A 21,924-nucleotide genomic window follows, 5' to 3' on the forward strand; every position below is an offset into this window, starting at 1 on the left:
CGGTGGCTCCGGCCGCCCCCCTCATGTCCGTCTTACGGCTTCACGCCTGCCTTACGGCATCGGCGTGGCGTGCGGTGCGCAGGTCACGTCGGCGCGGTCCAGCTTGCCGGAGAGCAGGTAGGTGTCCACCCGCTCGTTGATGCACGGGTTGACCAGGCTGGTCACGCCGTGCGAGCCGGCGTTCTTCTCGGTGATCAGGCGGGAGCCCTTGAAACGCTTGTGCAGTTCGACGGCGCCGCCGTACGGGGTGGCGGCGTCCCGCTCGGACTGCACGATCAGCACGCCCGGCAGGCCCTTGCCGGTCTTCACGTTCACCGGGGTCTGCTGCTTGACCGGCCAGGTCGCGCAGGGCAGGTTCATCCAGGCGTTGGCCCAGGTCAGGAACGGGTAGTTCTTGTGCAGCTTCGTGTTGTCCCGGTCCCACTTGTTCCAGCTGGTGGGCCACTTGGCGTCGGTGCACTCGACGGCCGTGTAGACGGCGTTGCCGTTCTCCGAGGCGATGTTGCCCGCGGTGTCCGACAGGTCGGGGGCGGCCGCGTCGACGAGCGCCTGGGTGTCACCCGCGAAGTACTTGCTGAACACGGTGGCGACGGGGATCCACGAGGAGTCGTAGTACGGCGCTCCCTGGAAGAAGCCGATCAGCTCGGCCGGGCCGACCACCCCGCCGATGGGCTTCTTCTTGGCGGCGGCGCGCAGCTCCAGCCACTTCGCCTGGACTTCGGCGCGGGTGTCGCCGAGGTGGAAGACCGCGTCGTTGGCGGCGACCCAGTTCTGCCAGTCCTTCCAGCGCATCTCGAAGGCGACGTCCTGGTCGAGGTTGGCCTCGTACCAGATCTTCTCCCGCGAGGGGTTGACGACGCTGTCGACGACCATGCGCCGGACGTGGCCCGGGAACAGGGTGCCGTAGACCGCGCCGAGGTAGGTGCCGTAGGAGACACCGAGGTAGTTGAGCTTCTTCTCGCCGAGGGCGGCGCGGATGACGTCGAGGTCGCGCGCGGTGTTCGGCGTGGTCATGTGCGGCAGCATCGCGCCGCTGCGCTCGTAGCAGCCCTCGGCGTACTCGCGGGCCAGCTTGCGCTGCGCGCGCTTGTCGGCCTCGGAGCCCGGTACCGGGTCCGCCTTGGGCGCCTTCACGAACTCCTGCGGGTCGACGCAGGAGATGGGCGCCGAGTGCCCGACACCGCGCGGGTCGAAGCCCACGAAGTCGTACGCCTTGGCCGTGTTGACCCAGACGGGCGCCTTGGTGGTGACCCGGCGCGGGAAGCGCAGGCCGGAGCCGCCCGGTCCGCCGGGGTTGTAGATGAGGGCGCCCTGGCGCTCCTTCTTGGTGCCGGTGTTGCCGATCCGGTCGACGGCGAGCTTGATCTGCTTGCCGTACGGCTTGGCGTAGTCGAGCGGCACGGTGACGTAACCGCACTGGATCGGCTTCTCCAGGCCCCAGTCGGCCGGGCAGTCCTGCCAGTCGATGCCGGTCTTCGCCGCCTTGGCGGCGGCGATCACGGCGCCGTGGGCCTCACGGTCCTGGCCGTGGCGGGTGTCGGCGACGGCGGTGGGGGCCGTGACGGCCCCGGCTATCAGGGTCGCCGTGACGAGCACGCCGGCGGAACCGAACGCGGTCGCTCGCCTTGTCGCTCTCTTGTCCCTCAAGTGGACTCTCCCCGTATGTCGTCGATGAATACGGGGATCCTCCCGGCTGTGAGTCTCCTGAGAACAGGGGTGGTCGGCCTTCTTTGCCAATCCGATAACCGGCACGGCGCGTTCGCTCGCCGGATGCCCGTGGCGGCCCTCGCGGAACCTCGCGGGCCCTCGGCGGTCAGCCGAGGGACGCGAGTGCCTCGTCCAGCACCCGCCTCAGTCGCAGCGCGTCCGTCGCCACCGCGCTCACCAGCGCGGCCGGCCCCGCGAGCGGAACGACCGCGGCCCCCTCCCCCAGCATCCGCGCCGCAACCGGCCGGTCCGCGAACTCCGGGCGGACGACGACGACCTGGCCGACGGCACGGTGTCCCCCGAGCACGGCGGGCCCGTCCCAGCCGCCCGGCGCTCCGGGCCCGCAGGTCAGCTCCTGGTCGAGCACGGTCCGCCCGGCGACCCGGACCACCATCCGGCTCCCGAGCCGCCCCGGCTCCTCGCCGGCCCGCCCGAGCACCTGCTCCTCGCGCAGGACGAGCCGGGCCGAGGCGGCCACGTCGACGCGGGTCGTGACCTGGAGATCGCTGCCGCGCGCGGAGATCAACTGCTCCGGCAGCCAGTGCAGTTCACCGCCGTCGGCGACGGTGAGCCGGACGTCGTAGCGGGACTCGCCCTTGGCCTGGCCCGGCAGTGCGATGGTGGCGGCGGCCGACCCGACGCGCAGCCGGGCCCCCGCCTCCACCCCGGCCTCCACCGTGAAGTGGTCGCCGCCGAGCGGTCCGCTCATCGCGCCCACGAGCATCACGTGGGCCTCGGCGCCGCTCCCCCGCGTCCGCCGCAGCGCCAGGGGTCCGTCGCCCTCCAGGACGGGGAGGGAGGTACCCCCGCGGCCGTCGTCCCGCGCGAGGATCCGCGCGGTGGCCGTCACCCCGGTCACGGTCGCGGTCCCGCCGTCCACGCGGCGAGCTGCGCCCGCACCCACTCGGCCACGTCCCGGACACCCGGCTCGGACCTGAGCGACTGGAGGACGACGGGCAGTTCGGCCCGCTGCGCCTTGGCGTCGGCCGCCATCCGCGCCAGGTCGGAGCCGACGTACGGGGCGAGGTCGGTCTTGTTGACGACGAGCAGGTCGGCGGTGGTGACGCCGGGGCCGCCCTTGCGCGGGATGTCGTCCCCGCCGGCCACGTCGATCACGAAGATCTGCGCGTCGACGAGCCCTCTGGAGAAGGTGGCGGTGAGGTTGTCGCCGCCGGACTCCACGAGGATGAGATCCAGCGGCCCCACCTCGTCCTCCAGGTCCTCGACCGCCTCCAGGTTCGCGGAGATGTCGTCCCGGATCGCGGTGTGCGGACAGGCCCCCGTCTCCACGGCGGTGATCCGCTCGGGCGGCAGCACGGCCTCCCGGAGCAGGAACTCGGCGTCCTCCCGCGTGTAGATGTCGTTGGTGACGACGGCGAGGGACAGCTCCTCACGCAAGGCCCGGCAGAGCGCGGCCACGGTGGCCGTCTTCCCGGACCCGACGGGCCCCCCGAGCCCGACCCGCAGAGCACGCCGCGAGCCGTCGGGGCGCCGGGCATCGGCACTGACGGCGGCGGGCCCGTCGTGGGAGTGGTCGAGGTGCATGGGGCGACTCCTTTTCATTCAGCCCGTCCGGTCTCTCTTCAGCCTGTCCGGCGTTTGAGGACAAGGCCCATTCGGGGCCGAAGCGGGGGTCTGGGGGCGCAGCCCCCAGGGGTCGGGAACGGGAAGGGGCGGCGGGGCGAGAGAAACCACCCCTACGACGCGAACAGCCGCACAGCCCAAGCGGCATGCGCCTCCGCACCGATCTCCAGCAACGGAGCCGAAGCGGCCGGCAGCGCGTCCACCCCCACCTCGACACACGAACGTGCGGCCTCCACCGCCTCGTCCGCGACACGATCCAGCTCCGGCGCCAGCCGCGCCAACACCCCGGTCGCGTCGAAGGGATCCAGGCTCAGCAACCGCACGGTGGCCGACGCCGGACCGCTGACACTCTCGTACACCGCGCAGTACGCGGCGTCCGACGCCTCCAGCCCGGCCGCCCGCGCCGCGAGCCCGAGCACCACCGGCTGGTGCGCTCCCTTGGGGAACTCCCGTGCCAGGGCGTCGAGTTCCGCCGAGGGCCAGGTCGCCCGCGCGGCCCGCATCAACTGGCGGCCCAGCTTCCGCGCGGCCACCCGCAGCGCGGGCGAGGGCGTGCGCGCGTCGGCCGCCGCGTCCAACTCCAGTGGATCCACGCCGAGTACGGCCGCCGCGGCGAGCGACGCGGAGACCCGCCCCGCCGTGTGCAGCCGCCCCCGGCAGAAGTCCGCCAGGCTCGCGGCGCCGGTGATGCGCCCGGCCTTGACGGCCGCCTCGGCCCCGCCGGAGTGCGCGTGCCCTCCGGCGGGGAACCGGCCGTCGGCCAGGACGAGTAGCGCTGCCGTGGACATCAGAAGAGAAAGTAGCGCTGGGCCATGGGCAGTTCGGCCGCCGGGGTCGCCTCGACGAGTTCGCCGTCGATGTGCACGGCGAAGCTGTCGGGATCGACCTGGACGCGGGGCCGCGCGTCGTTCTCCCGCATGTCGGCCTTGGTGACCCCGCGCGTCGACTCGATGGCCACGAACTTCTTGCCGAGCTGGAGCCGCTCGGGGAGGCCGTCCTCGATGGCGAGCTGCGCCACGAAGTTGATCGAGTTCGAGGCCGGTGCCCGGCCGATAGCGCCGTACATCGGACGCGGCATGACCGGCTGCGGGGTGGGGATGGACGCGTTGGCGTCGCCCATCTGCGCGTACGCGATCTGGCCGCCCTTGACGACGAGGTGCGGCTTGACGCCGAAGAACGCGGGCTGCCACAGCACCAGGTCGGCGAGCTTGCCGGTCTCGACCGAGCCGACCTCGTGGGCGAGGCCCTGGGCCACGGCCGGGTTGATCGTGTACTTGGCGACATAGCGACGTACCCGAAGGTTGTCGGCGCGTCCGTCGCCGGGCAGTGCGCCGCGTCGCCGCTTCATGACGTGGGCGGTCTGCCAGGTCCGCATGATGACCTCGCCCACCCGCCCCATCGCCTGCGCGTCGGAGGAGATGATCGAGATGGCGCCGAGGTCGTGGAGGATGTCCTCCGCGCCGATGGTGGAGGGCCGGATCCGGGACTCGGCGAAGGCGAGGTCCTCCGGGACGGCCGGGTTGAGGTGGTGGCACACCATCAGCATGTCGAGGTGTTCCTCGGCGGTGTTGACGGTGAAGGGCCGGGTCGGGTTGGTGGAGCTCGGCAGCACGTGCGGCTCGGAGACCACGGTCATGATGTCCGGCGCGTGCCCGCCGCCCGCACCCTCGGTGTGGTAGGCGTGGATGCCGCGTCCGGCGATGGCGGCGAGGGTGTCGCCGACGAACCCGGCCTCGTTCAGGGTGTCCGTGTGGATCGCGACCTGGATGCCGGTGCGGTCGGCGACGGTGAGCGAGGCGTCGATGACGGCCGGGGTGGAGCCCCAGTCCTCGTGCAGCTTGAGGCCGAGGGCACCGCCGCGGATCTGGGAGAGCATCGCCTCGTGGGAGACGGTGTTGCCCTTGCCGAGGAGGCCGAAGTTGAGGGGGTACTCCTCCATCGCCTCCAGCATCCGTGCCAGGTGCCAGGGGCCCGGCGTCACGGTGGTCGCCTTGGAGCCCTCGGCCGGGCCGGTGCCGCCGCCGATCAGGGTGGTGACGCCGGCGGAGAGCGCCTCGTCGGCGATCTGCGGGCAGATGAAGTGGACGTGCGCGTCGACGGCGCCGGCGGTGAGGATCCGCCCGTTGCCCGCGATGATCTCGGTCTCGGGGCCGATGACCAGGTCGGGGTGGACGCCGTCCATGGTGTCGGGGTTGCCGGCCTTGCCGATGCCGGTGATCCGGCCGTCGCGGATGCCGACGTCGGCCTTGACGATGCCCCAGTGGTCGATGATCACGGCACCGGTGATGACCGTGTCCGGGGTGCCGTCCGCGCGGGTGGCACGGGACTGGCCCATGGACTCGCGGATGACCTTGCCGCCGCCGAAGACGGCCTCGTCACCGGCGAGCCCGGGACCGCCGGAACGGTCCTCCTCGATCTCGACGAGCAGGTCGGTGTCGGCGAGCCGGATGCGGTCGCCGGTGGTGGGGCCGAACAGGTCGGCGTACGCGGCACGCGAGATCTCAGGCATCGAGGGCACCTCCGGTCTCCCCGCGCAGCCCGGGCACCACGCGGGCGCCGGCGAGCGGGACGAGTTCGACGTCGACGGGGATCCCCGGTTCGAAGCGCACGGCGGTGCCGGCGGCGACGTTGAGCCGCTTGCCGTGGGCGGCGGCGCGGTCGAAGTCCAGACCGGGGTTGGCCTCGGCGAAGTGGTAGTGCGAGCCGACCTGGACGGGCCGGTCCGCGGCGTTGAGGACGGTCAGTGAGGTGACCTCGCGGCCCTCGTTGTAGACGATCGGGTCCTCGGCGAACAGGATCTCTCCGGGAATCACGGCGGCTCCTCCCGTCAGACGATCGGGTCGTGGACGGTGACGAGCTTGGTGCCGTCCGGGAAGGTCGCCTCGACCTGGACGTCGTGGATCATCTCGGGGATGCCCTCCATGACGTCGTCCCGGGTGAGCAGCTTGCGCCCGGAGGACATCAGCTCGGCGACGGTGCGGCCGTCACGCGCGCCTTCCAGGATGTGCGACGTGATGAGCGCGATCGCCTCGGGGTGGTTCAGCTTCAGTCCGCGGGCCCGGCGCTTCTCGGCCACGTCGGCCGCCACGTGGATCAGCAGCCTCTCTTGCTCGTGCGGGGTCAGTTGCACGTCCCACCTCACAGTCCTCGCTCCGGACCGTGCGGGGTCCGGCTGCCGCAGCCCCGGGGCAAAGTCCCTGGTGGCGTGGCGGAAGGCTAGTTGGACCGAGTTTCAGGCACGTTAACCGACCCGTGATCCGGTCAGCTCTCCCGCCGGGGGGCCGTCATGCTCATCAACGCGCGTAGCCCGTCCTGAAGGACCTCGACCGGGGCCGGCCCGAACAGGGCCAGCTGCGCGACGAAGCCCTGCACAGTGGCGATCATGGTGCGGGCGACATGCTCGGCCGGCAGGTCGGACCGCATCATCCCGGCCTCCTGGTATCCCTCGACGACGCCCCGCCAGGCTTCGCCCACCGCGTCGTACCCGTCCCGCAGAACTCCCGCCAGCTCCGGATTGCGCAGCGTCTCCGTCCACACCTGGACGACCAGCCGCGGGAAGGCCGGCTGCCCGTCGACGACCAGCGACGCCCTCGTGGCGAGGGTCCGGCCCAGCACCTGGCCGACGAGGACGTCGGGCGGGGGCGGGGGACTCTGCTTCGCCGCCCCCTCGAAGGCCTCGCGGACCGATCCGAGCACCTCTCCGACGATCGCGGCGATCAGTTCCTCCTTGCCGCTGAAGTAGCGGTACACCGCCCCGGCCGAGAGGTCGACCTCCTTCAGTACGTCCTGCATGGAGGTGGCGTGGAAGCCGTTGCGGGCGAAGCAGAGCGCGGCGCCGTCGAGGATCTGGCGGCGGCGGGCGTCGAGGTGCTCCTGGGATACACGAGCCATGGTCACCAACCTAAAACGAACGTTCCTTCTTGACAAGGGACACGGGTGGCACGACGGTGATGACGTACCTAAAACGAACGATCCTTCTTTTTGAGCCCCGAGCCGATCAGGAGTCCAACCCCATGTCCACCCCTCCCGCCACCCGGACCGGGCCAAGGCCCTTGTCGCACGGCCGCCGCATGGTCGCCGTGGCGGTACTGATCCCCCTGCTCGCGGCGCTCGCCCTGTGGGCCTTCGCCTGGCCCGCGGCCCGCACCGCGCCCCGCGACCTGCCGCTCGGCGTCGCCGGTCCCGCCGCCGCGGCGGCCCAGGTGGAACAGCGACTCGCCCGACAGGAAGGCGCGTTCGAGATACACCGCTACGCCGACGAGGCCGCCGCCCGGGACGCGATCGAGGACCGGACCGTATACGGCGCGGTCGTCGTCACCCCGCAGGGCACCGAACTGCTGACCGCCTCCGCGGCGAGCCCGCTCGTCGCCCAACTGCTCCAGCAGGCCGTGACCGAACCGGCCGCCGCCTCGGGCGAGCAGGTCAGGACGGTCGACGTGGTGGCATCTCCCGAGGCCGATCCGCGGGGTGCGGCGCTGACGTCGAGCGTGTTGCCGCTCGCGCTGGCCGGCATCGCGGCGGGTGCGGCGGTGACCCTGTTCGGGCTGCGCGGCTTCCGCGCCGTGGCCGTACTGGTCGCCGCCGCCTGCCTGGTCGGCCTGGTGGCCGCGGGCGTCTCGCACAGCTGGCTCGGCATCCTCACCGGCAACCGGTGGGCGGAGGCGGGGACGTTCGCCCTGGCGACGCTGGCCGTGAGCGCGGCGGTCGCGGGCCTTTCCGCCCTCCTGGGACGCGTCGGCATCGGGATCGTCGCGGGCGTCGTGATGCTGTGCGGCAACCCGTTCTCCGGGGCGTCCTCCGCGCCGCAGATGCTGCCCGAGCCGGTCGGGACCATCGGCCAGTGGCTGCCGCCGGGCGCGGGGACGACCCTGCTGCGCTCGGTGTCGTTCTTCGACGGCGCGGCGGCGACCGGCCCCGCCCTGACGCTGACGTGGTGGGCCGTGCTGGGCCTCGGTGCCGTCCTGCTCGGGAACGCGCTCAGGGCGCGGGCGAAGAGCACGGAGGCAGTGGCCGACAGGGAGCCGGCGCCCGTCGGCTGACCGGCCGGCGCACCGGTCCGACCGCGCACCTCCGCCGTAGCGGACGGGGGTGCGCGGTCTCGTCGCGCTAGGACGCGCCGGGCCCCCGATGGTGTGCCGCGATGCCGAAGCGCTGTTGTTCGCGGGGGACGGACGCCACCTCGCGGACGGTGGAGACCGCGCTGATCACCTGCTCCTCGGCGGGCTCCTGGAGTTTCTCCAGACGTTCGAGGTCGGCGGCGGAGACCAGGGCGACAAGAGGTTTGCCGTGCCGGGTCACGACCACCCGCTCGCCGCCGTACACCACCCGGTTGATCAGGTCGGCGAGCTCAGCCCTGGCTTGCGTCACCGGAATCTCGTAGGCCATACCCCCATCATAACGTCACGTACGTCCTGTACATTTTTTACAGACGCCGAAGAAGGGGGTACCCATGACCCGACCGTCCGCCCGCTACGTCCTGCCCGAGTTCACCGAACGCACCAGTTCCGGCAGCCGGACGATGGATCCGTACTCGAAGCTGATGGAGGAACGGATCGTCTTCCTGGGCGCGCCGATCGACAACGTCTCGGCGAACGACGTGATGGCCCAGTTCATGTACCTCGAACACCGGGATCCGGACCGGGACATCTCGCTGTACATCAACTCCCCCGGCGGCACGTTCAGCGCGATGTCGGCGATCTACGACACGCTCCAGTACGTCACCTGCGACGTGGAGACCGTCTGCCTGGGCCAGGCGGGCTCGTCGGCCGCGGTGCTGCTGGCCGCGGGGACGCCGGGCAAGCGGTTCGCGCTGCCGAGCGCGCGGATGGTGATCCATCAGCCCGCGCTCACCGAGCCGGTGCAGGGACAGGCCAGCGATCTCGCCATCCAGGCCGAGGAGCTGACCCGCACCCGGACCCGGCTGGAGGAGATGCTCGTGCGGCACACCGGGCGGACGCCGGAGCAGGTGCACACGGACATCGAGCGGGACAAGATCCTCACCGCGCCGGAGGCGGTGGAGTACGGACTGGTGGACGAGCTCATCCCCAGCCGCAAGGCCTCGCGCCGCACACCCGGCCGGGGGTGAGCCGCGCATGCTGCCGGACCTGCCGCCGCTGCCCGCCCTGACGCGCGCCGAGGGTGAGCTGATCGACCGTTATCTCGACGCGGTCGACCTGCTCGGCCGGATCAACCCGGCCCGGCACGGCGACACCTACAGCGGTCTGCGCGCCGCCCAGGCACTGGTGACGAAGGCGGCCGAGCTGCGGGACGCGCTGGCGCTGATGCACCGTCGGGGCGAGCGCGAGGTGCACGCCGACACGCTGGAGCGGGCGCTGCGCGTGCTGGACGGGGAGCGCCGCACGGCTCGCGTCACGCTGCCGCCGCGCTCCGACAGTTGACGCCCCGCACCACCGGTCCGGCCGCGCGGCCCTCCCGAAGACGCGTCCGGACCGGCGCCGAAACGGACCAAACGGCGTACCCCCTAATGGGGGAGACGCGCGTCCCTTTTCCCGCCCGTCAGGGTTGCGCAACATGCGGAGACCGAAGGCGGAATGAGTTGTTCCGGTGCTGGTCCGGGGGTGCTCGGGGCCCTCGACACCCCTTCGAACACCAGGACGTCCACCCGAACGGGTGAGTGGTGAGTAACAACACAAATCCCCGGTTCCGTTGGGATTTTCGGACAAGCGTGGGCCAAGATCCCTGACTGACGACAAGCCCCCGCCGCAGCGGCGGGGCGATCCGGGCGGACGCCGAGTCCTGCCGCCGCACGGATGACCGGTCGACAGAAGTGGATCGGCAGGAGTGGAGGACCCAAGCACGACGGGTCGCCGGGACGGTCACGCCATGACCGGGTCGAGCAGCCCTTGGGGTGAAGCCGCAGCAGCGGCCGGGCAACTTCGCCAGCCCGAATCCGACAGGTCATCCTTCACAGGCGGCTGACGAAGGGTTGCGCATGACTGCGCTCAATCGTGTCCCGTCGCTGATGGTCCGGGCCGGTACCGCCTCGGCCCTCACCATCGCCGCAGTGGGCGGCTCCATCGTGGTCCCGGGTGTCGCCTCCGACGCCGCGGCCGCCACGCCGGCGACGAAGGCACTCAAGATCGCGGCCTCCAAGAAGGGCTCCCCGTACAAGTACGGGGCCACCGGACCAAGCCGCTTCGACTGCTCCGGGCTCACGCTGTACTCGTTCAAGAAGGCGGGCAAGAAACTGCCCCGCACGGCGGCCCAGCAGTACAACAAGACACACCACATCTCCTCCAAGGGCCGCAAGGCCGGAGACCTGGTGTTCTTCCACTCGGGTTCGAGCGTCTACCACGTCGGCATCTACGCCGGGAAGGGCAAGATCTGGCACTCCCCGAAGACCGGGGACGTGGTACGACTGCAGAAGATCTGGACCAAGAGCGTCTGGTACGGCCGGGTCAAGTGACCCTCCTGGAGGGGGCGGCGGCGGTCCGACCCGCCGCCGCCCTCTTCGGGGCTTCACGCAGGGCGCGTCGCGGAGCCTGACGTACGGCCCGAAGCGCGCTACGGCTCCTGCTGCCCCGCAGCCGTCACCGGCTCGGCCGGCACGGTCCACGGGAGTTCGATGAAGACGGTCTTGCCGCCCTCGCGGGTGGGCCGGACCCTCAGCTTGCCGCCGCACTCCGCGGTCAGCCAGCGGATGATCACCATGCCCCGGCCGTTGTCCTGTTGGACGGCGGCCGGCAGTCGTTGGGGGAAGCGCGGGTGGCTGTCGGTCACACCGATGCGCAGGTGTTCGTCACGGTCGAGCTCGATGTCCACCGTGAAGGTGGGTGACTGCCCGAAGGTGTGCTGTACGGCGTTGGTGGCGAGTTCGGAGACGATGAGCCGGATGGTGTCGGCCGCCTCCGTGTCCCCCGCCAGACCCCACTCGGCCAGGGTGGTGAGCACGTAGGAGCGGGCGGCGGAGACCGAGACGGGATCGCTCGACAGAGTGACGGATGCTTCCAGGTGGTCTGCCATGGCGACGTCGTCCCTTTCCCACAGGACCGTAGTCCGACACGAAGGCGGAGGTTCGAGTACGGTCCCGGACTGGTGCTTCGCCGCCAGAGTGCCATTACCGGAGCGGTCACGGGTGGCGATCCACCAAGATATGCATATATCTGTCGCTCGAAGCGGTGAACCCTGCGACGGCAGACCGTATATGGGTACCTCGGTTGGAGTAAGGAGTAGCCCCATGCAGAACGGACCCGCGGTGCGCCGCCGGAAGCTGGGTGCCGAACTGCGTGCGCTGCGCACCGGTGCGGAGCTCACCAGCGGTGAGGCGGCCCGGATGGTGGGCTGGCACCAGTCGAAGGTGAGCCGGATCGAGACCGGCGCCAGCGGGGTGAAACCGGCCGACGTCCGGTTACTCCTGGACGCCTACGGGGTGCACGACCCCCAACTGCGGGAGCTGCTTCTGATGTTGGCCGGCTCCGACGAGGGCGGCGGCCGGAGCCACTGGTGGCACGCGTACCGGGGGGTGCTGCCGCCCACCTACCGGGACTTCATCAGCCTGGAGTCACAGGCCGGCGCGATGCGCACGCTGGAGACCTCGGTCGTGCCGGGGCTGCTGCAGACCCCCGAGTACGCCCGGGCGGTGACGAAGGCGGCGGTGGACGGGCTGGACGACGAGAAACTGGACGCCCTGGTGGAGGTGCGGCTGGCCCGGCAGCACGTACTGCGGGCGGATCCGCCGCTGGAACTGAGCGCCGTCCTGGACGAGGCCGTACTGCGCCGGGAGGTCGGCGGCCCGGACATCATGGCGCGTCAGCTGGCCCGGCTGGTCGACGCCGCGCATCTGCCCCAAGTGCGGCTCCAGGTGCTGCCGTTCACCGCCGGCGCGCACATCGGCATCACCGGGCCTTTCGTTATCTTCTCTTTTTCGCGCACATCTGATCTGGATGTGGTTGTTCTCGACCACTTGACGAGTAGCCTCTATCTCGAACGGAAAGAAGACCTCCAGGCCTACTCGGAGGCCTTCAACACCCTTCAGTTCCACGCCCTTTCGCCCGAGGACTCGTTGGACTACATCGCCGGAATAGGTGACGGCGCGTAAGGAGGCACCATGTCTGCACTGCCTCGGCACGTACCTTCCAGTACCGATCTGCACGGACTGCGGTGGCTGCGCAGCAGCTACAGCACCGGAGCGAACAACTGCGTCGAGACGGCCCGACTCGTGGCGGGCCGTACGACCGGACTCCTCGCCGTGCGCGACTCGAAGAACCCGGCCGGACCCGCGCTGCTCTTCTCCCCCGGGAGCTGGGCGGGTTTCACGGCCGCGGTGCACCGCATCCGAATCTGACCGTTCCCGCACCACCTGACCGTTCCCGCACCACCTGACCGTCTGCCCGCATCGAGCGACATCCGGCCGTGTCACGCCGACTCATGGTCGTGTTTCGCCGATCACCCGTACAGCGCGTCCGATCTGCCCGTCGGAGAGATCCGCACGGGCGGTCAGCCTCAGCCGGGAGATGCCGTCGGGCACGGAAGGAGGACGGAAGCAGCCCACGGCCAGCCCCTCCGCACGACAGTCGGCCGCCCAGCGCACGGCCCCCTCCGGGGACGGTGCGCGCACGGAGACGACCGCGGCGTCCGGACGTACCGCTTCCAGACCCGCGGCGCTCAGGCGTGCGTGCAGTTCGGCGGCGACCGTGCGCGCCCGGGCCGCCCGCTGCGGCTCGCGGCGCAGCAGCCGCACCGCCGCCAGGGCCGCCCCCGCCGCCGCGGGGGCGAGCCCGGTGTCGAAGATGAACGTCCGGGCCGCGTTGACGAGGTGGTCGATCACCCGGGCGGGGCCGAGGACGGCACCGCCCTGGCTGCCGAGCGACTTGGACAGCGTGACCGTCACGACGACGTCGTCGGCGCCCGCGAGCCCCGCCGCGTGCGGGGCACCCCGGCCGCCGTCGCCGAGGACGCCGAGGCCGTGGGCGTCGTCGACCACCAGACCCGCCCCGCGCTCCCGGCACACCTGGGCGAGCGCGGCCAGCGGGGCCGCGTCGCCGTCGACGGAGAAGACCGTGTCGGACACCACGACGGCGGGGCCCTCGTGGGTCCGCAGCGCCTTGCGCACGGCGTCCGGGTCGGCGTGCCCGACGACCTGGGTGCTCCCGCGGGCCAGCCGGCAGCCGTCGATCAGTGAGGCGTGGTTGCCGGCGTCGGAGACGATCAGCGAGCCGTGCGGGGCCAGCGCGGTGACGGCGGCGAGGTTGGCCGCGTAGCCCGAGGAGAAGACGAGGGCCGCCTCGAAGCCGCAGAAGTCGGCCAGCTCGCGTTCCAGCTCGTGGTGGAGTTCCGTGGTGCCGGTGACGAGCCGGGAGCCGGTCGAGCCGCCGCCCCAGGTCCGGGCGGCCCGCGCCGCGCCCTCGGTGACCTCCCGGTGCCGGGCCAGGCCCAGGTAGTCGTTGCTCGCCAGGTCCAGCAGCGGCGAGTCGGAGGGGCGGGGGCGCAGCGTCCGTACGAGGCCGGCGCGGCGGCGCAGCTCTGCCTGCTCGTCGATCCAGGCGAACGCCATCGGCACTCCAGGGCATGAGGGGGCGGTGCCCGCGTTTTGTAGGCAGTTCACAGACACTAGCGGGACGACCAGGCACCCAGGATGTGGCGATACCCACACGTCGAAGCGTCTCTGTTGTGCGAACTCTCCTTGGCCCGGAGCACCTGCGTAGGACAGGATCGGCTCTCATGGACCTGCTGAACACGCTGGTGGACAAGGGGCTGCGGCGCGAGCTGCCGACCCGCGAGGAGGCGCTGGCCGTCCTCGCCACTTCCGACGACGACCTGCTCGATGTGGTGGCCGCGGCCGGCAAGGTGCGCCGCCACTGGTTCGGCCGACGGGTGAAACTCAACTACCTCGTCAACCTCAAGTCGGGCCTGTGCCCGGAGGACTGCTCCTACTGCTCGCAGCGGCTCGGCTCCACCGCCGGCATCCTCAAGTACACCTGGCTCAAGCCCGAGCAGGCGTCCGAGGCGGCGGCGGCCGGGTTGGCGGGAGGCGCCAAACGGGTGTGCCTGGTGGCGTCCGGGCGCGGGCCGACCGACCGGGACGTGGACCGGGTCGCGGGCACCATCAAGGCGATCAAGGACGGGAACGAGGGCGTCGAGGTGTGCGCCTGCCTCGGTCTGCTCTCCGACGGCCAGGCGGAGCGGCTGCGCGAGGCCGGCGCCGACGCCTACAACCACAACCTGAACACGTCCGAGGAGACGTACGCGGACATCACGACCACGCACACGTACGCCGACCGGGTGGACACCGTGCGCAAGGCGCACGCGGCCGGTCTGTCCGCCTGTTCCGGGCTGATCGCCGGCATGGGGGAGAGCGACGCGGACCTGATCGACGTGGTCTTCTCGCTGCGCGAACTGGACGCGGACTCGGTGCCGGTCAACTTCCTCATCCCGGTCGAGGGCACCCCGCTCGCCAAGGAGTGGAACCTCAGCCCGCAGCGCTGCCTGCGCATCCTGGCCATGGTCCGGTTCGTCTGCCCGGACGTCGAGGTCCGGATCGCAGGCGGCCGCGAGGTCCATCTGCGCACGATGCAGCCCCTCGCCCTGCACCTGGCCAACTCGATCTTCCTCGGCGACTACCTCACCACCGAGGGCCAGGCGGGCAAGGCCGACCTCGACATGATCGCGGACGCCGGCTTCGAGGTGGAGGGCGCGGGCCAGGTGACGCTGCCCGAGCACCGCAGGGGCGGCGGGTGCGGTTCCGGTTCCGGGGAGCCCGGGGGCGGGTGCGGGTCGCACGAAGGCGCCGGTGGGTGCGGATCGCACGACGGGGGCGGCGCGTGCGGGTCGCACGAGGGAGGCGTGTGCGGCTCCGCTCCGAGCGCCACGACGCCGGCAGCGGGCGAGGCCCGGACGGACCTGGTCGCCGTACGCCGTCGAGGCGCCGGAACGGACCTCGCGCCCAATGCCTGACCGGACCGGCCTGCCGGTCGCCGAGTTGCTGGAGCTGGACCGGCGGCACGTCTGGCATCCGTACGGTCCGATGCCGGGCCGGCAGGAACCGCTCGTCGTGGAGTCGGCGAGCGGGGTGCGGCTGCGGATGGCGGACGGCTCGGGCGAGCTGGTCGACGGCATGTCGTCCTGGTGGTCCGCGATCCACGGCTACAACCACCCCGTGCTCAACGAGGCCGCGCGCGAACAGCTCGGCCGGATGAGCCACGTCATGTTCGGCGGGCTCACCCACGAGCCCGCCGTCCGGCTCGCGAAGCACCTTGTCGACATGTCGCCCGACGGCCTGGAGCATGTGTTCCTCGCCGACTCCGGATCGGTGTCGGTCGAGGTCGCCGTCAAGATGTGCCTGCAGTACTGGCGTTCGCTGGGCCGCCCCGGCAAGCAACGGCTGCTGACCTGGCGGGGCGGCTACCACGGCGACACCTGGCAGCCGATGTCGGTGTGCGACCCCGAGGGCGGGATGCACGAGCTGTGGAGCGGTGTGCTGCCGCGCCAGGTGTTCGTGGACGCACCACCGGCACCGTACGAGGAGTCGTACGCGGAGCGGTTGCGCTCGGCGATCGAGCGGCACGCCGACGATCTGGCCGCGGTGATCGTCGAGCCGGTGGTGCAGGGCGCCGGCGGGATGCGGTTCCACTCCCCCGCGTATCTGCGGGTGCTGCGCGAGGCGTGCGACGCCCACGGCGTGCTGCTGGTGTTCGACGAGATCGCGACCGGGTTCGGCCGTACGGGCGCGCTGTTCGCGGCGGAACACGCGGCGGTGACGCCGGACGTGATGTGCGTGGGCAAGGCCCTGACCGGCGGCTACCTGACCATGGCGGCGACGTTGTGCACCTCACGGGTGGCCGACGGCATCTCGCGCGGCGAGGTCCCGGTGCTGGCCCACGGCCCCACCTTCATGGGCAACCCCCTCGCCGCCTCGGTCGCCTGCGCCTCCATCGAGCTGCTGCTCGGCCAGGACTGGCTCGCGGAGGTCAAGCGGATCGAGACGGGGCTGCGCGACGGGCTGGCGCCGGCCGCCGAATTGCCGGGGGTGCGGGACGTCCGGGTGCTCGGCGCGATCGGTGTCGTCCAGCTCGACCACGACGTCGACATGGCGGCGGCGACGCGCGCCGCCGTCCGCGAGGGCGTGTGGCTGCGGCCGTTCCGCGACCTCGTCTACACGATGCCGCCCTACGTCACGGACGACGCGGACCTGGCACGGATCACCCGCGCGGTGTGCGCGGCGGCGCGGGAGGGATGACATGGCGGTACTGGTGATCACGGGCACCGGCACGGAGGTCGGCAAGACGGTGGCGACCGCCGCCGTCGCCGCCGCCGCGCGCGCGGCCGGACGCACGGTGGCCGTGCTCAAGGCCGCACAGACGGGCGTACGGCCGGACGAACCCGGGGACGCCGCCGAGGTCGCGCGGCTCGCGGGGGCCGTGACGGTGGCCGAACTGGCCCGGTATCCCGAGCCGTTGGCGCCGGCCACGGCGGCACGGCGGGCCGGACGGGCGCCGGTGCGTCCGCACCAGGTCGCGGAGGCCGCCGCCAAGTTGGCCACCGAGCACGATCTGGTGCTGGTCGAGGGGGCGGGCGGGCTGCTCGTCCGGTTCGACGGGGCGGGCGGCACGCTCGCGGACGCGGCCCGGCTGCTGGACGCGCCGGTGCTGGTCGTGGCGTCGGCGGGCCTGGGAACGCTGAACACCACGGAGCTGACGGCCCGTGAACTGCGCGGCCGGGGCCTGGACCTGGCCGGTGTGGTGATCGGCAGCTGGCCGAACTCCCCCGATCTCGCGTCGCGTTGCAATCTTGCCGATCTGCCGGACGTCTCCGGGGCTCCGCTGCTCGGCGCCCTGCCCGCGGGTGCGGGGTCCCTCGCCCCCGCCGACTTCCGTGTCACGGCGCCGAGTTGGCTGGCACCGCGACTGGACGGGACTTGGGACGCGGAGGCGTTCGGGCGGCAAGAGGCTCCCTGAAACCCTGGCCGGCGGCTTCGGAGCGTCAGTCGGCGGCTTCGCCCAGCAGCCGGACCAGCTCGATGCGCGACCGGATGTCCAGGCGGGTGAAGACGCCCCGCAGATGGTGGTCGATGGTGCGCGGGCTCAGATCGAGGCGGTCGGCGATCTCGCGGTTGGTGGCGCCCTCGGCGGCCATCCGGGCGACCAGGAGCTGCTGGGCGGTGAGGCGTGCCGTGGCGGTGTCGGGAGCGGTGCGGGCGGGGGCCGTCGGGGCGCCCAGGGCGCGGAGCTCGGTGCGGGCCTGGGCCGCGCAGTGCGGGGCACCGAAGGAGTCGAACGCCTCCAGGGCACTGTGCAGCCGGTCCCTGGCCTCGGTACGGCGGCGCAGCCGGCGCAGGGCACTGCCGAACAGCAGCTCCGTACGGGCCCGTTCGAAGTCCCGGGTGCCGCGGGAGTGCAGGTCCAGGGAGTCGCGATAGTGCTCCACGGCCTCCGCGCCCGGCGCCAGCAGGGCCCGGCAACGGGCGCTGAGGGCCAGGTCGTCGGGGCTGAGCACCGTACTCGCCCAGCGGTGGTAGTCGGCGTGCGCGGCCCGGGCGACGCGGGTGTCGCCGGTGCGGACGGCGGCCTCCACGTAGTGCGGGGTGGCCAGGTGGCGGATGGCTCGGTGGCCGTGGCCGGGCCCGAAGCCCGCGAGGGCGCGCAGCCGGGCCGCCGCCGCGGCGAACCGGCCGCTGCTGAGGTCGAGGTAGGCGAGCGCCCACTGGGCGAGCGCGGCGGGCAGGCCGAGGCCACGGGCGAGGGCGTAGGAGCGGGCGTGCGCGGCACGTTCACGGCAGGCGTCCGCGTCGCCGGTGATCGCCGCGAACATGGCGAGCGCGGCCTGCAGATGGCAGGCGCCGTTGTCCTGGCCGGTGGCGTACGCCTGTCCGAGCGCCTCCGTCGCGGCGGCCTCCCCGGCCCGGGGGCGCCCGGTCCAGAAGTCGGCGTACGCCCGGAACTCCATCGCCTGCACCACGGTGGCCGTCGCTCCTTGGGCGCGGGCCGAGTCGGCCGCGCGGAGGGTGGCTGTGGCGGCTCTGGTGTGGTCGCCGAGCAGCAGCGCGGCGATGCCCGCGTGCACCAGCAGGGTGGGGTCTCCGCCGGGACCGCACCGCCCGGCCGCCGCCATCAGCAGGTCCCGCGCGTCCTCGTACCGTCCGTCGAACGCGGCGGCGAGCCCGCCGAGCGTCCCGGGCGACGCGATCTCCAGCCGCTGGGCGACCCGGGCCGCCTCACGACAGCGCCGCAGGTCGCCCGTGTAGATCGCGGCTTCCGTGGCCCGGGCGAGGAGGTGGGCGGCGGGATCGGGGGCGAGGAGGTGGCCGGGGGCGGCGAGGTGCGGGGCAGGGGCCGCGGGGTGTGGCGCGGGCTGCGTTGCGCTGTCGTCGTCACGCACCTCGGCCTCACCTCCCGTACCCGTGCCCGTACCGGCACCGGAGCCCGCACCCGCACCCGCACCCGCACCCGCACCCGAGTGTTCGCCTCCCCCGTCCTCGTCCCCCTCCCCCACCGCGCGTCGCACGGCCGCGCCCAGCAGCGCGTCGAAGGCCTCCGACGCGTTGCCCGCCCGTAGGGCGAGGAGGCCGGTGAGGGCCTCCTCGTGACCGGCGGCGGCCAGTCGGCGGGCGCGGTCGCCGTCGCCGGACTGCCAGGCGTAGGCGGCGGCGAGGGCGAGGAGGCGGGACTGGTCGCGGGGGTGGGGGCTGAGGCCGGCCGCGCGTTCGGCGAGGGCCCGGGCCGAGGTGAGCCGGCCGGCCGCGTGGGCGGCACCGGCCGCGGCTCCGAGTTCGGCGGCGAGCCGGCCGCTCGGACCGAGCGCGCCCGCGCCCCGGTGCCAGGACCGGCCGGGTGTCTCGCCGTCGCCGCGCAGCACCCGGGCCAGCAGCCGGTGGGCGTCGCGCCGGTCGGCCGGGGAGGCGGTCTCGTAGGCGGCGATCCTGGTCCACGCGTCCCGGAAGACGACCCCGCCCGCCGTCGCCTGCGCGATCCCGGCGGCCTCGGCGGCCTCCAGCGGCCGGGTGGGCAGCCGGCCGGCCGTGACCGCGCGGAGGAAGGCGTGGGTCGGGACCGGGTACTGGTCGGCCGCCGCGAGGAGCAGCAGCAGCCGGGTGTCGTCGGGCAGCGACTGGATCTGAGCGCGGTGTGCGCGCAGCAACGCGGGGGCGAGTTCGGCCGGTTCGGTCGGGAGCGGATCCAGTCCGGCCGACTGCCGGTCGGTCAGCAGCGGGACGAGTTCGGCGGCGGCGCGCGGGTCGCCGTACACGGCGCGCAGCACGCGGACACGGACGCCTTCGGGAAGCGCGGGAGCCGACCGCTTGCACGTGTCCGTGCGCCGCGGCGGCGAAGTGCGCTCAAGAGGCTGGGGGTTCACCGGAGTCACCACACGATTGACGTTACTGGCGAGTTAATTGACCCGTAAAGACCGGCGATTTCGCCGATGCGGCGCGCGTAGACCCGCCCGACACTCCTGGCAACCCCACCCGTATCAGGAGGCATCATGCAGCGCTCCCGGCGTCGCATCGCCGCGGCCGTGTCGGCCGTGACGGCACCGCTCCTTCTGTCGTTCTCCCTGTCCGCGGCGCCCGCTCACGCCGCGGCCCACAACCCGGTCGTCTTCGTGCACGGTCTGAGCAGTTCGTCGAGCAGCTGGGACGACTGGGTCGCCGACTTCAAGGCCGACGGCTACACCGCGGCGGAGCTGGACGCCTGGTCGTACAGCTGGTCCCAGTCGAACGTGACCACCGCCCGGGCGCTGGCCACCGAGATCCAGCGCGTGCTCGCCCGCACCGGCGCCTCGAAGGTCGACCTGGTCGTGCACTCGATGGGCGCGCTCAGCTCCCGCTACTACCTGAAGAACCTCGGAGGGACGGCGTACGTCGACGACTTCGTGTCGACCGCCGGCGTGAACCACGGCACGACCACCGCGTCCTGGTGCTCGTGGCTGTACACCTCCTGTGCGGAGATGTACACCGGCAGTTCCTTCCTCACCTCGCTGAACTCCGGAGACGAGACACCCGGCGGCGTCTCCTACGCCAGCTACTGGTCCAACTGCGACGACGCGCTGACCCCGGACACCACCGCGATCCTGAGCGGCGCGACCAATGTCGGGGTCGGGTGCGTCTCGCACAACGAGATGAACAACGACCACGGCGTCTACGAGCAGGTGCGCGACTTCGTCGAGTGAGCGGACCGGCCGGGGGGTGCGACGGGCCCGTACAGGGGAGAATCCTGGTGAGGTCCGCCTGCCAGGGAGGTTGCCATGCCGCTACGGTCCGTCCGGTCCGGCAGGGTGCCCCGGGATCCCGTCCACCACCCGCTGTTCGCCCGGTACTACGCCCGGGTCAGTGTGAGCGCCGAGACCACGATGGGCATGGCCGACGTGCGTGAACGGCTGCTCGCCGGGCTGTCCGGGCGGGTGATCGAGATCGGCGCGGGAAACGGCCTGAACTTCGCGCACTACCCGGCCGCCGTCTCCGAGGTCGTGGCCATCGAACCGGAGCGCGTCCTCAGGAAGTTGGCCGTGGAGGCCGCGCTGCGTTCCGGGGTGCCCGTCGACGTGGTGCCGGGGGCCGCGGAGGCGCTGCCGGTCAAGAGCGAGGCCTTCGACGCGGCGGTGATCTCCCTGGTGCTGTGCAGTGTGCGGGACGTGCCGCGGGCGCTCGGCGAGATACGGCGGGTGCTGCGGCCCGGCGGCGAGGTGCGGTTCTTCGAGCACGGCCGGGGCGGCGGCCGGGCGATGCGCCTCACCCAGCGCGCCCTGGACCGTACGCTGTGGCCGCCGCTCAGCGGTGGCTGCCATCTGTCCCGGGACCCGATCGGGGCACTGCGGGACGCCGGATTCGAACTCGGCCCCTACCGGCCGGTGTTGATGCCGGAGAAGGGCCCGAAGCTCCCCACGTCCTACTGCGTGCTGGGCACCGCGTGGCGGCCGTCGGCCGAGGATCCGGCCGGAGCGACAGGGCCGTGATCACAGGCTCCACTGGCGCAGTGCCCGCGCGATGTCGTCGACGCTCGCCTCACCGTTCTTCACCAGCCGGGCCAGGTCACGCACCTGCTCGGGTGAGGTGTCGACCTTGAGGCCGCTGGCGACGAGGTAGGCGTAGGCGACAGCGCACGCGAACAGAGCGTTGGAGCGCTCCAACGCGGGGACGTGGATGAGGAGTTGGAGCAGTGCGGCGGCGCGCTCCTGCGGACTGTCGTAGACGGGGACGTCGAAGATCTCGGCCTCGTGGCGCGCGACGGCGGCGACGAGCGCGCCCCAGTCGCTGACCTGGGGATCGCCCGGGGTGTTGTGTTCGGCGAGCATCAGCAGCCAGGCGAGGTCGATGCGCAGACTGCTCAACGGCCCTCGTGCTCCGTACCGAACTCCTTGGCGAACACCGACTCGTACTGCTTCATGAAGTCGGCCGCGGCCTCCACGAAGGTGTGGCCGACCTCGCCGGTGTCCTGTTTGACCAGTTCCTCGATGTAGCGGTTGACGCTCATGCCCCGGGCCAGGGCGCGTTCGCGGGCCGCGCGGGCCGTGCCCTCGTCCACGCGCACGTTCAACTGGGTCTTCGCCATGCCTCGAAGCTAGCGCCCGAACGCTAGCACCCGCAAGAGGGCCGGACGGCGCGAGACGGTGCCCCTTACATCGGTATCAGGGACCCGACCTGGGGCGGAGACGGCCTCGACCCCACGAGGGATACCGGGTGTG

At 72.3% G+C, this 21,924-nt stretch carries 25 protein-coding genes and 1 riboswitch; of the genes, 11 read left to right on the forward strand and 14 right to left on the reverse strand.

What is annotated here, in order from left to right:
* Nucleotides 1–51: 51 nt before the first annotated feature.
* The 8 genes from ACZ5VD_RS11770 to ACZ5VD_RS11805 all read right to left on the reverse strand — a co-directional run bounded on the left by ACZ5VD_RS11770 (nucleotide 52) and on the right by ACZ5VD_RS11805 (nucleotide 7,182).
* Nucleotides 52–1,647 (reverse strand): alpha/beta hydrolase, encoded by a 1,596-nt coding sequence (locus ACZ5VD_RS11770; RefSeq protein WP_468682111.1) that lies wholly within the window; start codon nucleotides 1,645–1,647, stop codon nucleotides 52–54.
* 166 nt (nucleotides 1,648–1,813) lie between these two features.
* Nucleotides 1,814–2,566 carry an urease accessory protein UreD gene (locus ACZ5VD_RS11775; protein WP_468549842.1) on the reverse strand — a complete coding sequence of 251 codons (753 nt, stop codon included), beginning with the start codon at nucleotides 2,564–2,566 and terminating at the stop codon, nucleotides 1,814–1,816.
* Nucleotides 2,563–3,252 carry an urease accessory protein UreG gene (ureG, locus tag ACZ5VD_RS11780; protein ID WP_468549843.1) on the reverse strand — a complete coding sequence of 230 codons (690 nt, stop codon included), beginning with the start codon at nucleotides 3,250–3,252 and terminating at the stop codon, nucleotides 2,563–2,565. The genes ACZ5VD_RS11775 and ureG overlap by 4 nt, the downstream gene beginning before the upstream one ends.
* A 152-nt stretch (nucleotides 3,253–3,404) precedes the next feature.
* Entirely contained in the window at nucleotides 3,405–4,079 is a 675-nt protein-coding gene (locus ACZ5VD_RS11785) for an urease accessory protein UreF (protein WP_468549844.1), read from the reverse strand.
* On the reverse strand, nucleotides 4,079–5,800 hold the full coding sequence (locus ACZ5VD_RS11790; protein ID WP_468549845.1) for an urease subunit alpha: 1,722 nt from the start codon (nucleotides 5,798–5,800) through the stop codon (nucleotides 4,079–4,081). The genes ACZ5VD_RS11785 and ACZ5VD_RS11790 overlap by 1 nt, the downstream gene beginning before the upstream one ends.
* Entirely contained in the window at nucleotides 5,793–6,104 is a 312-nt protein-coding gene (locus tag ACZ5VD_RS11795; RefSeq protein WP_468549846.1) for an urease subunit beta, read from the reverse strand. Before ACZ5VD_RS11795 ends, ACZ5VD_RS11790 begins: the two co-directional genes overlap by 8 nt.
* A 14-nt stretch (nucleotides 6,105–6,118) precedes the next feature.
* Complete coding sequence (locus tag ACZ5VD_RS11800) at nucleotides 6,119–6,421, reverse strand: urease subunit gamma (RefSeq protein WP_020270782.1); 303 nt, start codon at nucleotides 6,419–6,421, stop codon at nucleotides 6,119–6,121.
* 131 nt (nucleotides 6,422–6,552) lie between these two features.
* Nucleotides 6,553–7,182, reverse strand: a complete 630-nt coding sequence (locus tag ACZ5VD_RS11805) for a TetR/AcrR family transcriptional regulator (RefSeq protein ID WP_468682113.1) — start codon at nucleotides 7,180–7,182, stop codon at nucleotides 6,553–6,555.
* Nucleotides 7,183–7,304: 122 nt separating this feature from the next.
* Here ACZ5VD_RS11805 and ACZ5VD_RS11810 point away from each other — a divergent pair, with 122 nt between their 5' ends.
* The gene (locus ACZ5VD_RS11810; RefSeq protein ID WP_468682115.1) at nucleotides 7,305–8,330 is read left to right on the forward strand and encodes an ABC transporter permease; all 1,026 of its coding nucleotides are present in this window, start codon (nucleotides 7,305–7,307) and stop codon (nucleotides 8,328–8,330) included.
* Between the two features lie 67 nt (nucleotides 8,331–8,397).
* Here ACZ5VD_RS11810 and ACZ5VD_RS11815 read toward each other — a convergent pair whose 3' ends face one another.
* On the reverse strand, nucleotides 8,398–8,676 hold the full coding sequence (locus tag ACZ5VD_RS11815) for a type II toxin-antitoxin system Phd/YefM family antitoxin (RefSeq protein WP_468549849.1): 279 nt from the start codon (nucleotides 8,674–8,676) through the stop codon (nucleotides 8,398–8,400).
* A 64-nt stretch (nucleotides 8,677–8,740) separates the two neighbouring features.
* Between ACZ5VD_RS11815 and ACZ5VD_RS11820 the strand changes: the two genes are divergently transcribed.
* The 3 genes from ACZ5VD_RS11820 to ACZ5VD_RS11830 all read left to right on the forward strand — a co-directional run bounded on the left by ACZ5VD_RS11820 (nucleotide 8,741) and on the right by ACZ5VD_RS11830 (nucleotide 10,717).
* Complete coding sequence (locus tag ACZ5VD_RS11820) at nucleotides 8,741–9,376, forward strand: ATP-dependent Clp protease proteolytic subunit (protein WP_468549850.1); 636 nt, start codon at nucleotides 8,741–8,743, stop codon at nucleotides 9,374–9,376.
* A 7-nt stretch (nucleotides 9,377–9,383) separates the two neighbouring features.
* The gene (locus ACZ5VD_RS11825; RefSeq protein ID WP_468549851.1) at nucleotides 9,384–9,689 is read left to right on the forward strand and encodes a hypothetical protein; all 306 of its coding nucleotides are present in this window, start codon (nucleotides 9,384–9,386) and stop codon (nucleotides 9,687–9,689) included.
* Between the two features lie 417 nt (nucleotides 9,690–10,106).
* A riboswitch (cyclic di-AMP (ydaO/yuaA leader) is annotated at nucleotides 10,107–10,240 on the forward strand.
* Between the two features lie 3 nt (nucleotides 10,241–10,243).
* Nucleotides 10,244–10,717 carry a C40 family peptidase gene (locus ACZ5VD_RS11830; protein ID WP_468549852.1) on the forward strand — a complete coding sequence of 158 codons (474 nt, stop codon included), beginning with the start codon at nucleotides 10,244–10,246 and terminating at the stop codon, nucleotides 10,715–10,717.
* A 98-nt stretch (nucleotides 10,718–10,815) separates the two neighbouring features.
* Here ACZ5VD_RS11830 and ACZ5VD_RS11835 read toward each other — a convergent pair whose 3' ends face one another.
* Nucleotides 10,816–11,274, reverse strand: coding sequence for an ATP-binding protein (locus ACZ5VD_RS11835; protein ID WP_468682117.1), 459 nt, complete (start codon nucleotides 11,272–11,274; stop codon nucleotides 10,816–10,818).
* A gap of 214 nt (nucleotides 11,275–11,488) precedes the next feature.
* Here ACZ5VD_RS11835 and ACZ5VD_RS11840 point away from each other — a divergent pair, with 214 nt between their 5' ends.
* On the forward strand, nucleotides 11,489–12,349 hold the full coding sequence (locus ACZ5VD_RS11840) for a helix-turn-helix domain-containing protein (RefSeq protein WP_468682119.1): 861 nt from the start codon (nucleotides 11,489–11,491) through the stop codon (nucleotides 12,347–12,349).
* Between the two features lie 9 nt (nucleotides 12,350–12,358).
* Nucleotides 12,359–12,595 (forward strand): DUF397 domain-containing protein, encoded by a 237-nt coding sequence (locus tag ACZ5VD_RS11845; RefSeq protein WP_468682120.1) that lies wholly within the window; start codon nucleotides 12,359–12,361, stop codon nucleotides 12,593–12,595.
* 81 nt (nucleotides 12,596–12,676) lie between these two features.
* Here the strand turns inward: ACZ5VD_RS11845 and ACZ5VD_RS11850 are convergent, their stop codons facing one another.
* Complete coding sequence (locus ACZ5VD_RS11850) at nucleotides 12,677–13,804, reverse strand: 8-amino-7-oxononanoate synthase (RefSeq protein ID WP_468682122.1); 1,128 nt, start codon at nucleotides 13,802–13,804, stop codon at nucleotides 12,677–12,679.
* A 167-nt stretch (nucleotides 13,805–13,971) separates the two neighbouring features.
* Between ACZ5VD_RS11850 and bioB the strand changes: the two genes are divergently transcribed.
* Genes bioB through bioD form a run of 3 tightly spaced genes read left to right on the forward strand, consistent with a single transcriptional unit; the run spans nucleotide 13,972 to nucleotide 17,204 of the window.
* The gene (gene bioB, locus ACZ5VD_RS11855; RefSeq protein ID WP_468682125.1) at nucleotides 13,972–15,204 is read left to right on the forward strand and encodes a biotin synthase BioB; all 1,233 of its coding nucleotides are present in this window, start codon (nucleotides 13,972–13,974) and stop codon (nucleotides 15,202–15,204) included.
* Nucleotides 15,197–16,486: an adenosylmethionine--8-amino-7-oxononanoate transaminase gene (locus ACZ5VD_RS11860; protein ID WP_468682127.1), complete on the forward strand. Its 1,290-nt coding sequence runs from the start codon at nucleotides 15,197–15,199 to the stop codon at nucleotides 16,484–16,486. Before bioB ends, ACZ5VD_RS11860 begins: the two co-directional genes overlap by 8 nt.
* Nucleotide 16,487: 1 nt before the next feature.
* Nucleotides 16,488–17,204, forward strand: coding sequence for a dethiobiotin synthase (gene bioD, locus ACZ5VD_RS11865; RefSeq protein ID WP_468682128.1), 717 nt, complete (start codon nucleotides 16,488–16,490; stop codon nucleotides 17,202–17,204).
* Between the two features lie 25 nt (nucleotides 17,205–17,229).
* Here the strand turns inward: bioD and ACZ5VD_RS11870 are convergent, their stop codons facing one another.
* Complete coding sequence (locus ACZ5VD_RS11870; RefSeq protein ID WP_468682130.1) at nucleotides 17,230–19,611, reverse strand: helix-turn-helix transcriptional regulator; 2,382 nt, start codon at nucleotides 19,609–19,611, stop codon at nucleotides 17,230–17,232.
* 114 nt (nucleotides 19,612–19,725) lie between these two features.
* On the opposite strand from ACZ5VD_RS11870, the gene ACZ5VD_RS11875 reads away from it, so the two are divergent.
* Together ACZ5VD_RS11875 and ACZ5VD_RS11880 are read left to right on the forward strand one after the other, a co-directional pair.
* Complete coding sequence (locus ACZ5VD_RS11875; protein ID WP_468549861.1) at nucleotides 19,726–20,412, forward strand: esterase/lipase family protein; 687 nt, start codon at nucleotides 19,726–19,728, stop codon at nucleotides 20,410–20,412.
* A gap of 75 nt (nucleotides 20,413–20,487) precedes the next feature.
* Complete coding sequence (locus ACZ5VD_RS11880; RefSeq protein ID WP_468682131.1) at nucleotides 20,488–21,195, forward strand: class I SAM-dependent methyltransferase; 708 nt, start codon at nucleotides 20,488–20,490, stop codon at nucleotides 21,193–21,195.
* Here ACZ5VD_RS11880 and ACZ5VD_RS11885 read toward each other — a convergent pair whose 3' ends face one another.
* Nucleotides 21,196–21,570 (reverse strand): fic family toxin-antitoxin system, toxin component, encoded by a 375-nt coding sequence (locus tag ACZ5VD_RS11885; RefSeq protein WP_468549863.1) that lies wholly within the window; start codon nucleotides 21,568–21,570, stop codon nucleotides 21,196–21,198.
* Nucleotides 21,567–21,791, reverse strand: a complete 225-nt coding sequence (locus tag ACZ5VD_RS11890) for an antitoxin (RefSeq protein WP_468549864.1) — start codon at nucleotides 21,789–21,791, stop codon at nucleotides 21,567–21,569. Before ACZ5VD_RS11890 ends, ACZ5VD_RS11885 begins: the two co-directional genes overlap by 4 nt.
* Nucleotides 21,792–21,924 lie beyond the last annotated feature (133 nt).

The sequence above is a fragment of the Streptomyces sp. NPDC032822 genome (assembly GCF_055578825.1).

What these genes read in the sequence shown, in the direction of transcription:
- ACZ5VD_RS11815 (WP_468549849.1), bottom strand. Translation starts at nt 8,676, where the DNA reads ATGGCCTACGAGATTCCGGTGACGCAAGCCAGGGCTGAGCTCGCCGAC.
- ACZ5VD_RS11810 (WP_468682115.1), top strand. Translation starts at nt 7,305, where the DNA reads ATGTCCACCCCTCCCGCCACCCGGACCGGGCCAAGGCCCTTGTCGCAC.
- ACZ5VD_RS11845 (WP_468682120.1), top strand. Translation starts at nt 12,359, where the DNA reads ATGTCTGCACTGCCTCGGCACGTACCTTCCAGTACCGATCTGCACGGA.
- ACZ5VD_RS11860 (WP_468682127.1), top strand. Translation starts at nt 15,197, where the DNA reads ATGCCTGACCGGACCGGCCTGCCGGTCGCCGAGTTGCTGGAGCTGGAC.
- ureG (WP_468549843.1), bottom strand. Translation starts at nt 3,252, where the DNA reads ATGCACCTCGACCACTCCCACGACGGGCCCGCCGCCGTCAGTGCCGAT.
- ACZ5VD_RS11825 (WP_468549851.1), top strand. Translation starts at nt 9,384, where the DNA reads ATGCTGCCGGACCTGCCGCCGCTGCCCGCCCTGACGCGCGCCGAGGGT.
- ACZ5VD_RS11835 (WP_468682117.1), bottom strand. Translation starts at nt 11,274, where the DNA reads ATGGCAGACCACCTGGAAGCATCCGTCACTCTGTCGAGCGATCCCGTC.
- ACZ5VD_RS11850 (WP_468682122.1), bottom strand. Translation starts at nt 13,804, where the DNA reads ATGGCGTTCGCCTGGATCGACGAGCAGGCAGAGCTGCGCCGCCGCGCC.
- ACZ5VD_RS11785 (WP_468549844.1), bottom strand. Translation starts at nt 4,079, where the DNA reads ATGTCCACGGCAGCGCTACTCGTCCTGGCCGACGGCCGGTTCCCCGCC.
- ACZ5VD_RS11840 (WP_468682119.1), top strand. Translation starts at nt 11,489, where the DNA reads ATGCAGAACGGACCCGCGGTGCGCCGCCGGAAGCTGGGTGCCGAACTG.
- bioB (WP_468682125.1), top strand. Translation starts at nt 13,972, where the DNA reads ATGGACCTGCTGAACACGCTGGTGGACAAGGGGCTGCGGCGCGAGCTG.
- ACZ5VD_RS11880 (WP_468682131.1), top strand. Translation starts at nt 20,488, where the DNA reads ATGCCGCTACGGTCCGTCCGGTCCGGCAGGGTGCCCCGGGATCCCGTC.
- ACZ5VD_RS11820 (WP_468549850.1), top strand. Translation starts at nt 8,741, where the DNA reads ATGACCCGACCGTCCGCCCGCTACGTCCTGCCCGAGTTCACCGAACGC.
- ACZ5VD_RS11830 (WP_468549852.1), top strand. Translation starts at nt 10,244, where the DNA reads ATGACTGCGCTCAATCGTGTCCCGTCGCTGATGGTCCGGGCCGGTACC.
- bioD (WP_468682128.1), top strand. Translation starts at nt 16,488, where the DNA reads ATGGCGGTACTGGTGATCACGGGCACCGGCACGGAGGTCGGCAAGACG.
- ACZ5VD_RS11790 (WP_468549845.1), bottom strand. Translation starts at nt 5,800, where the DNA reads ATGCCTGAGATCTCGCGTGCCGCGTACGCCGACCTGTTCGGCCCCACC.
- ACZ5VD_RS11805 (WP_468682113.1), bottom strand. Translation starts at nt 7,182, where the DNA reads ATGGCTCGTGTATCCCAGGAGCACCTCGACGCCCGCCGCCGCCAGATC.
- ACZ5VD_RS11890 (WP_468549864.1), bottom strand. Translation starts at nt 21,791, where the DNA reads ATGGCGAAGACCCAGTTGAACGTGCGCGTGGACGAGGGCACGGCCCGC.
- ACZ5VD_RS11875 (WP_468549861.1), top strand. Translation starts at nt 19,726, where the DNA reads ATGCAGCGCTCCCGGCGTCGCATCGCCGCGGCCGTGTCGGCCGTGACG.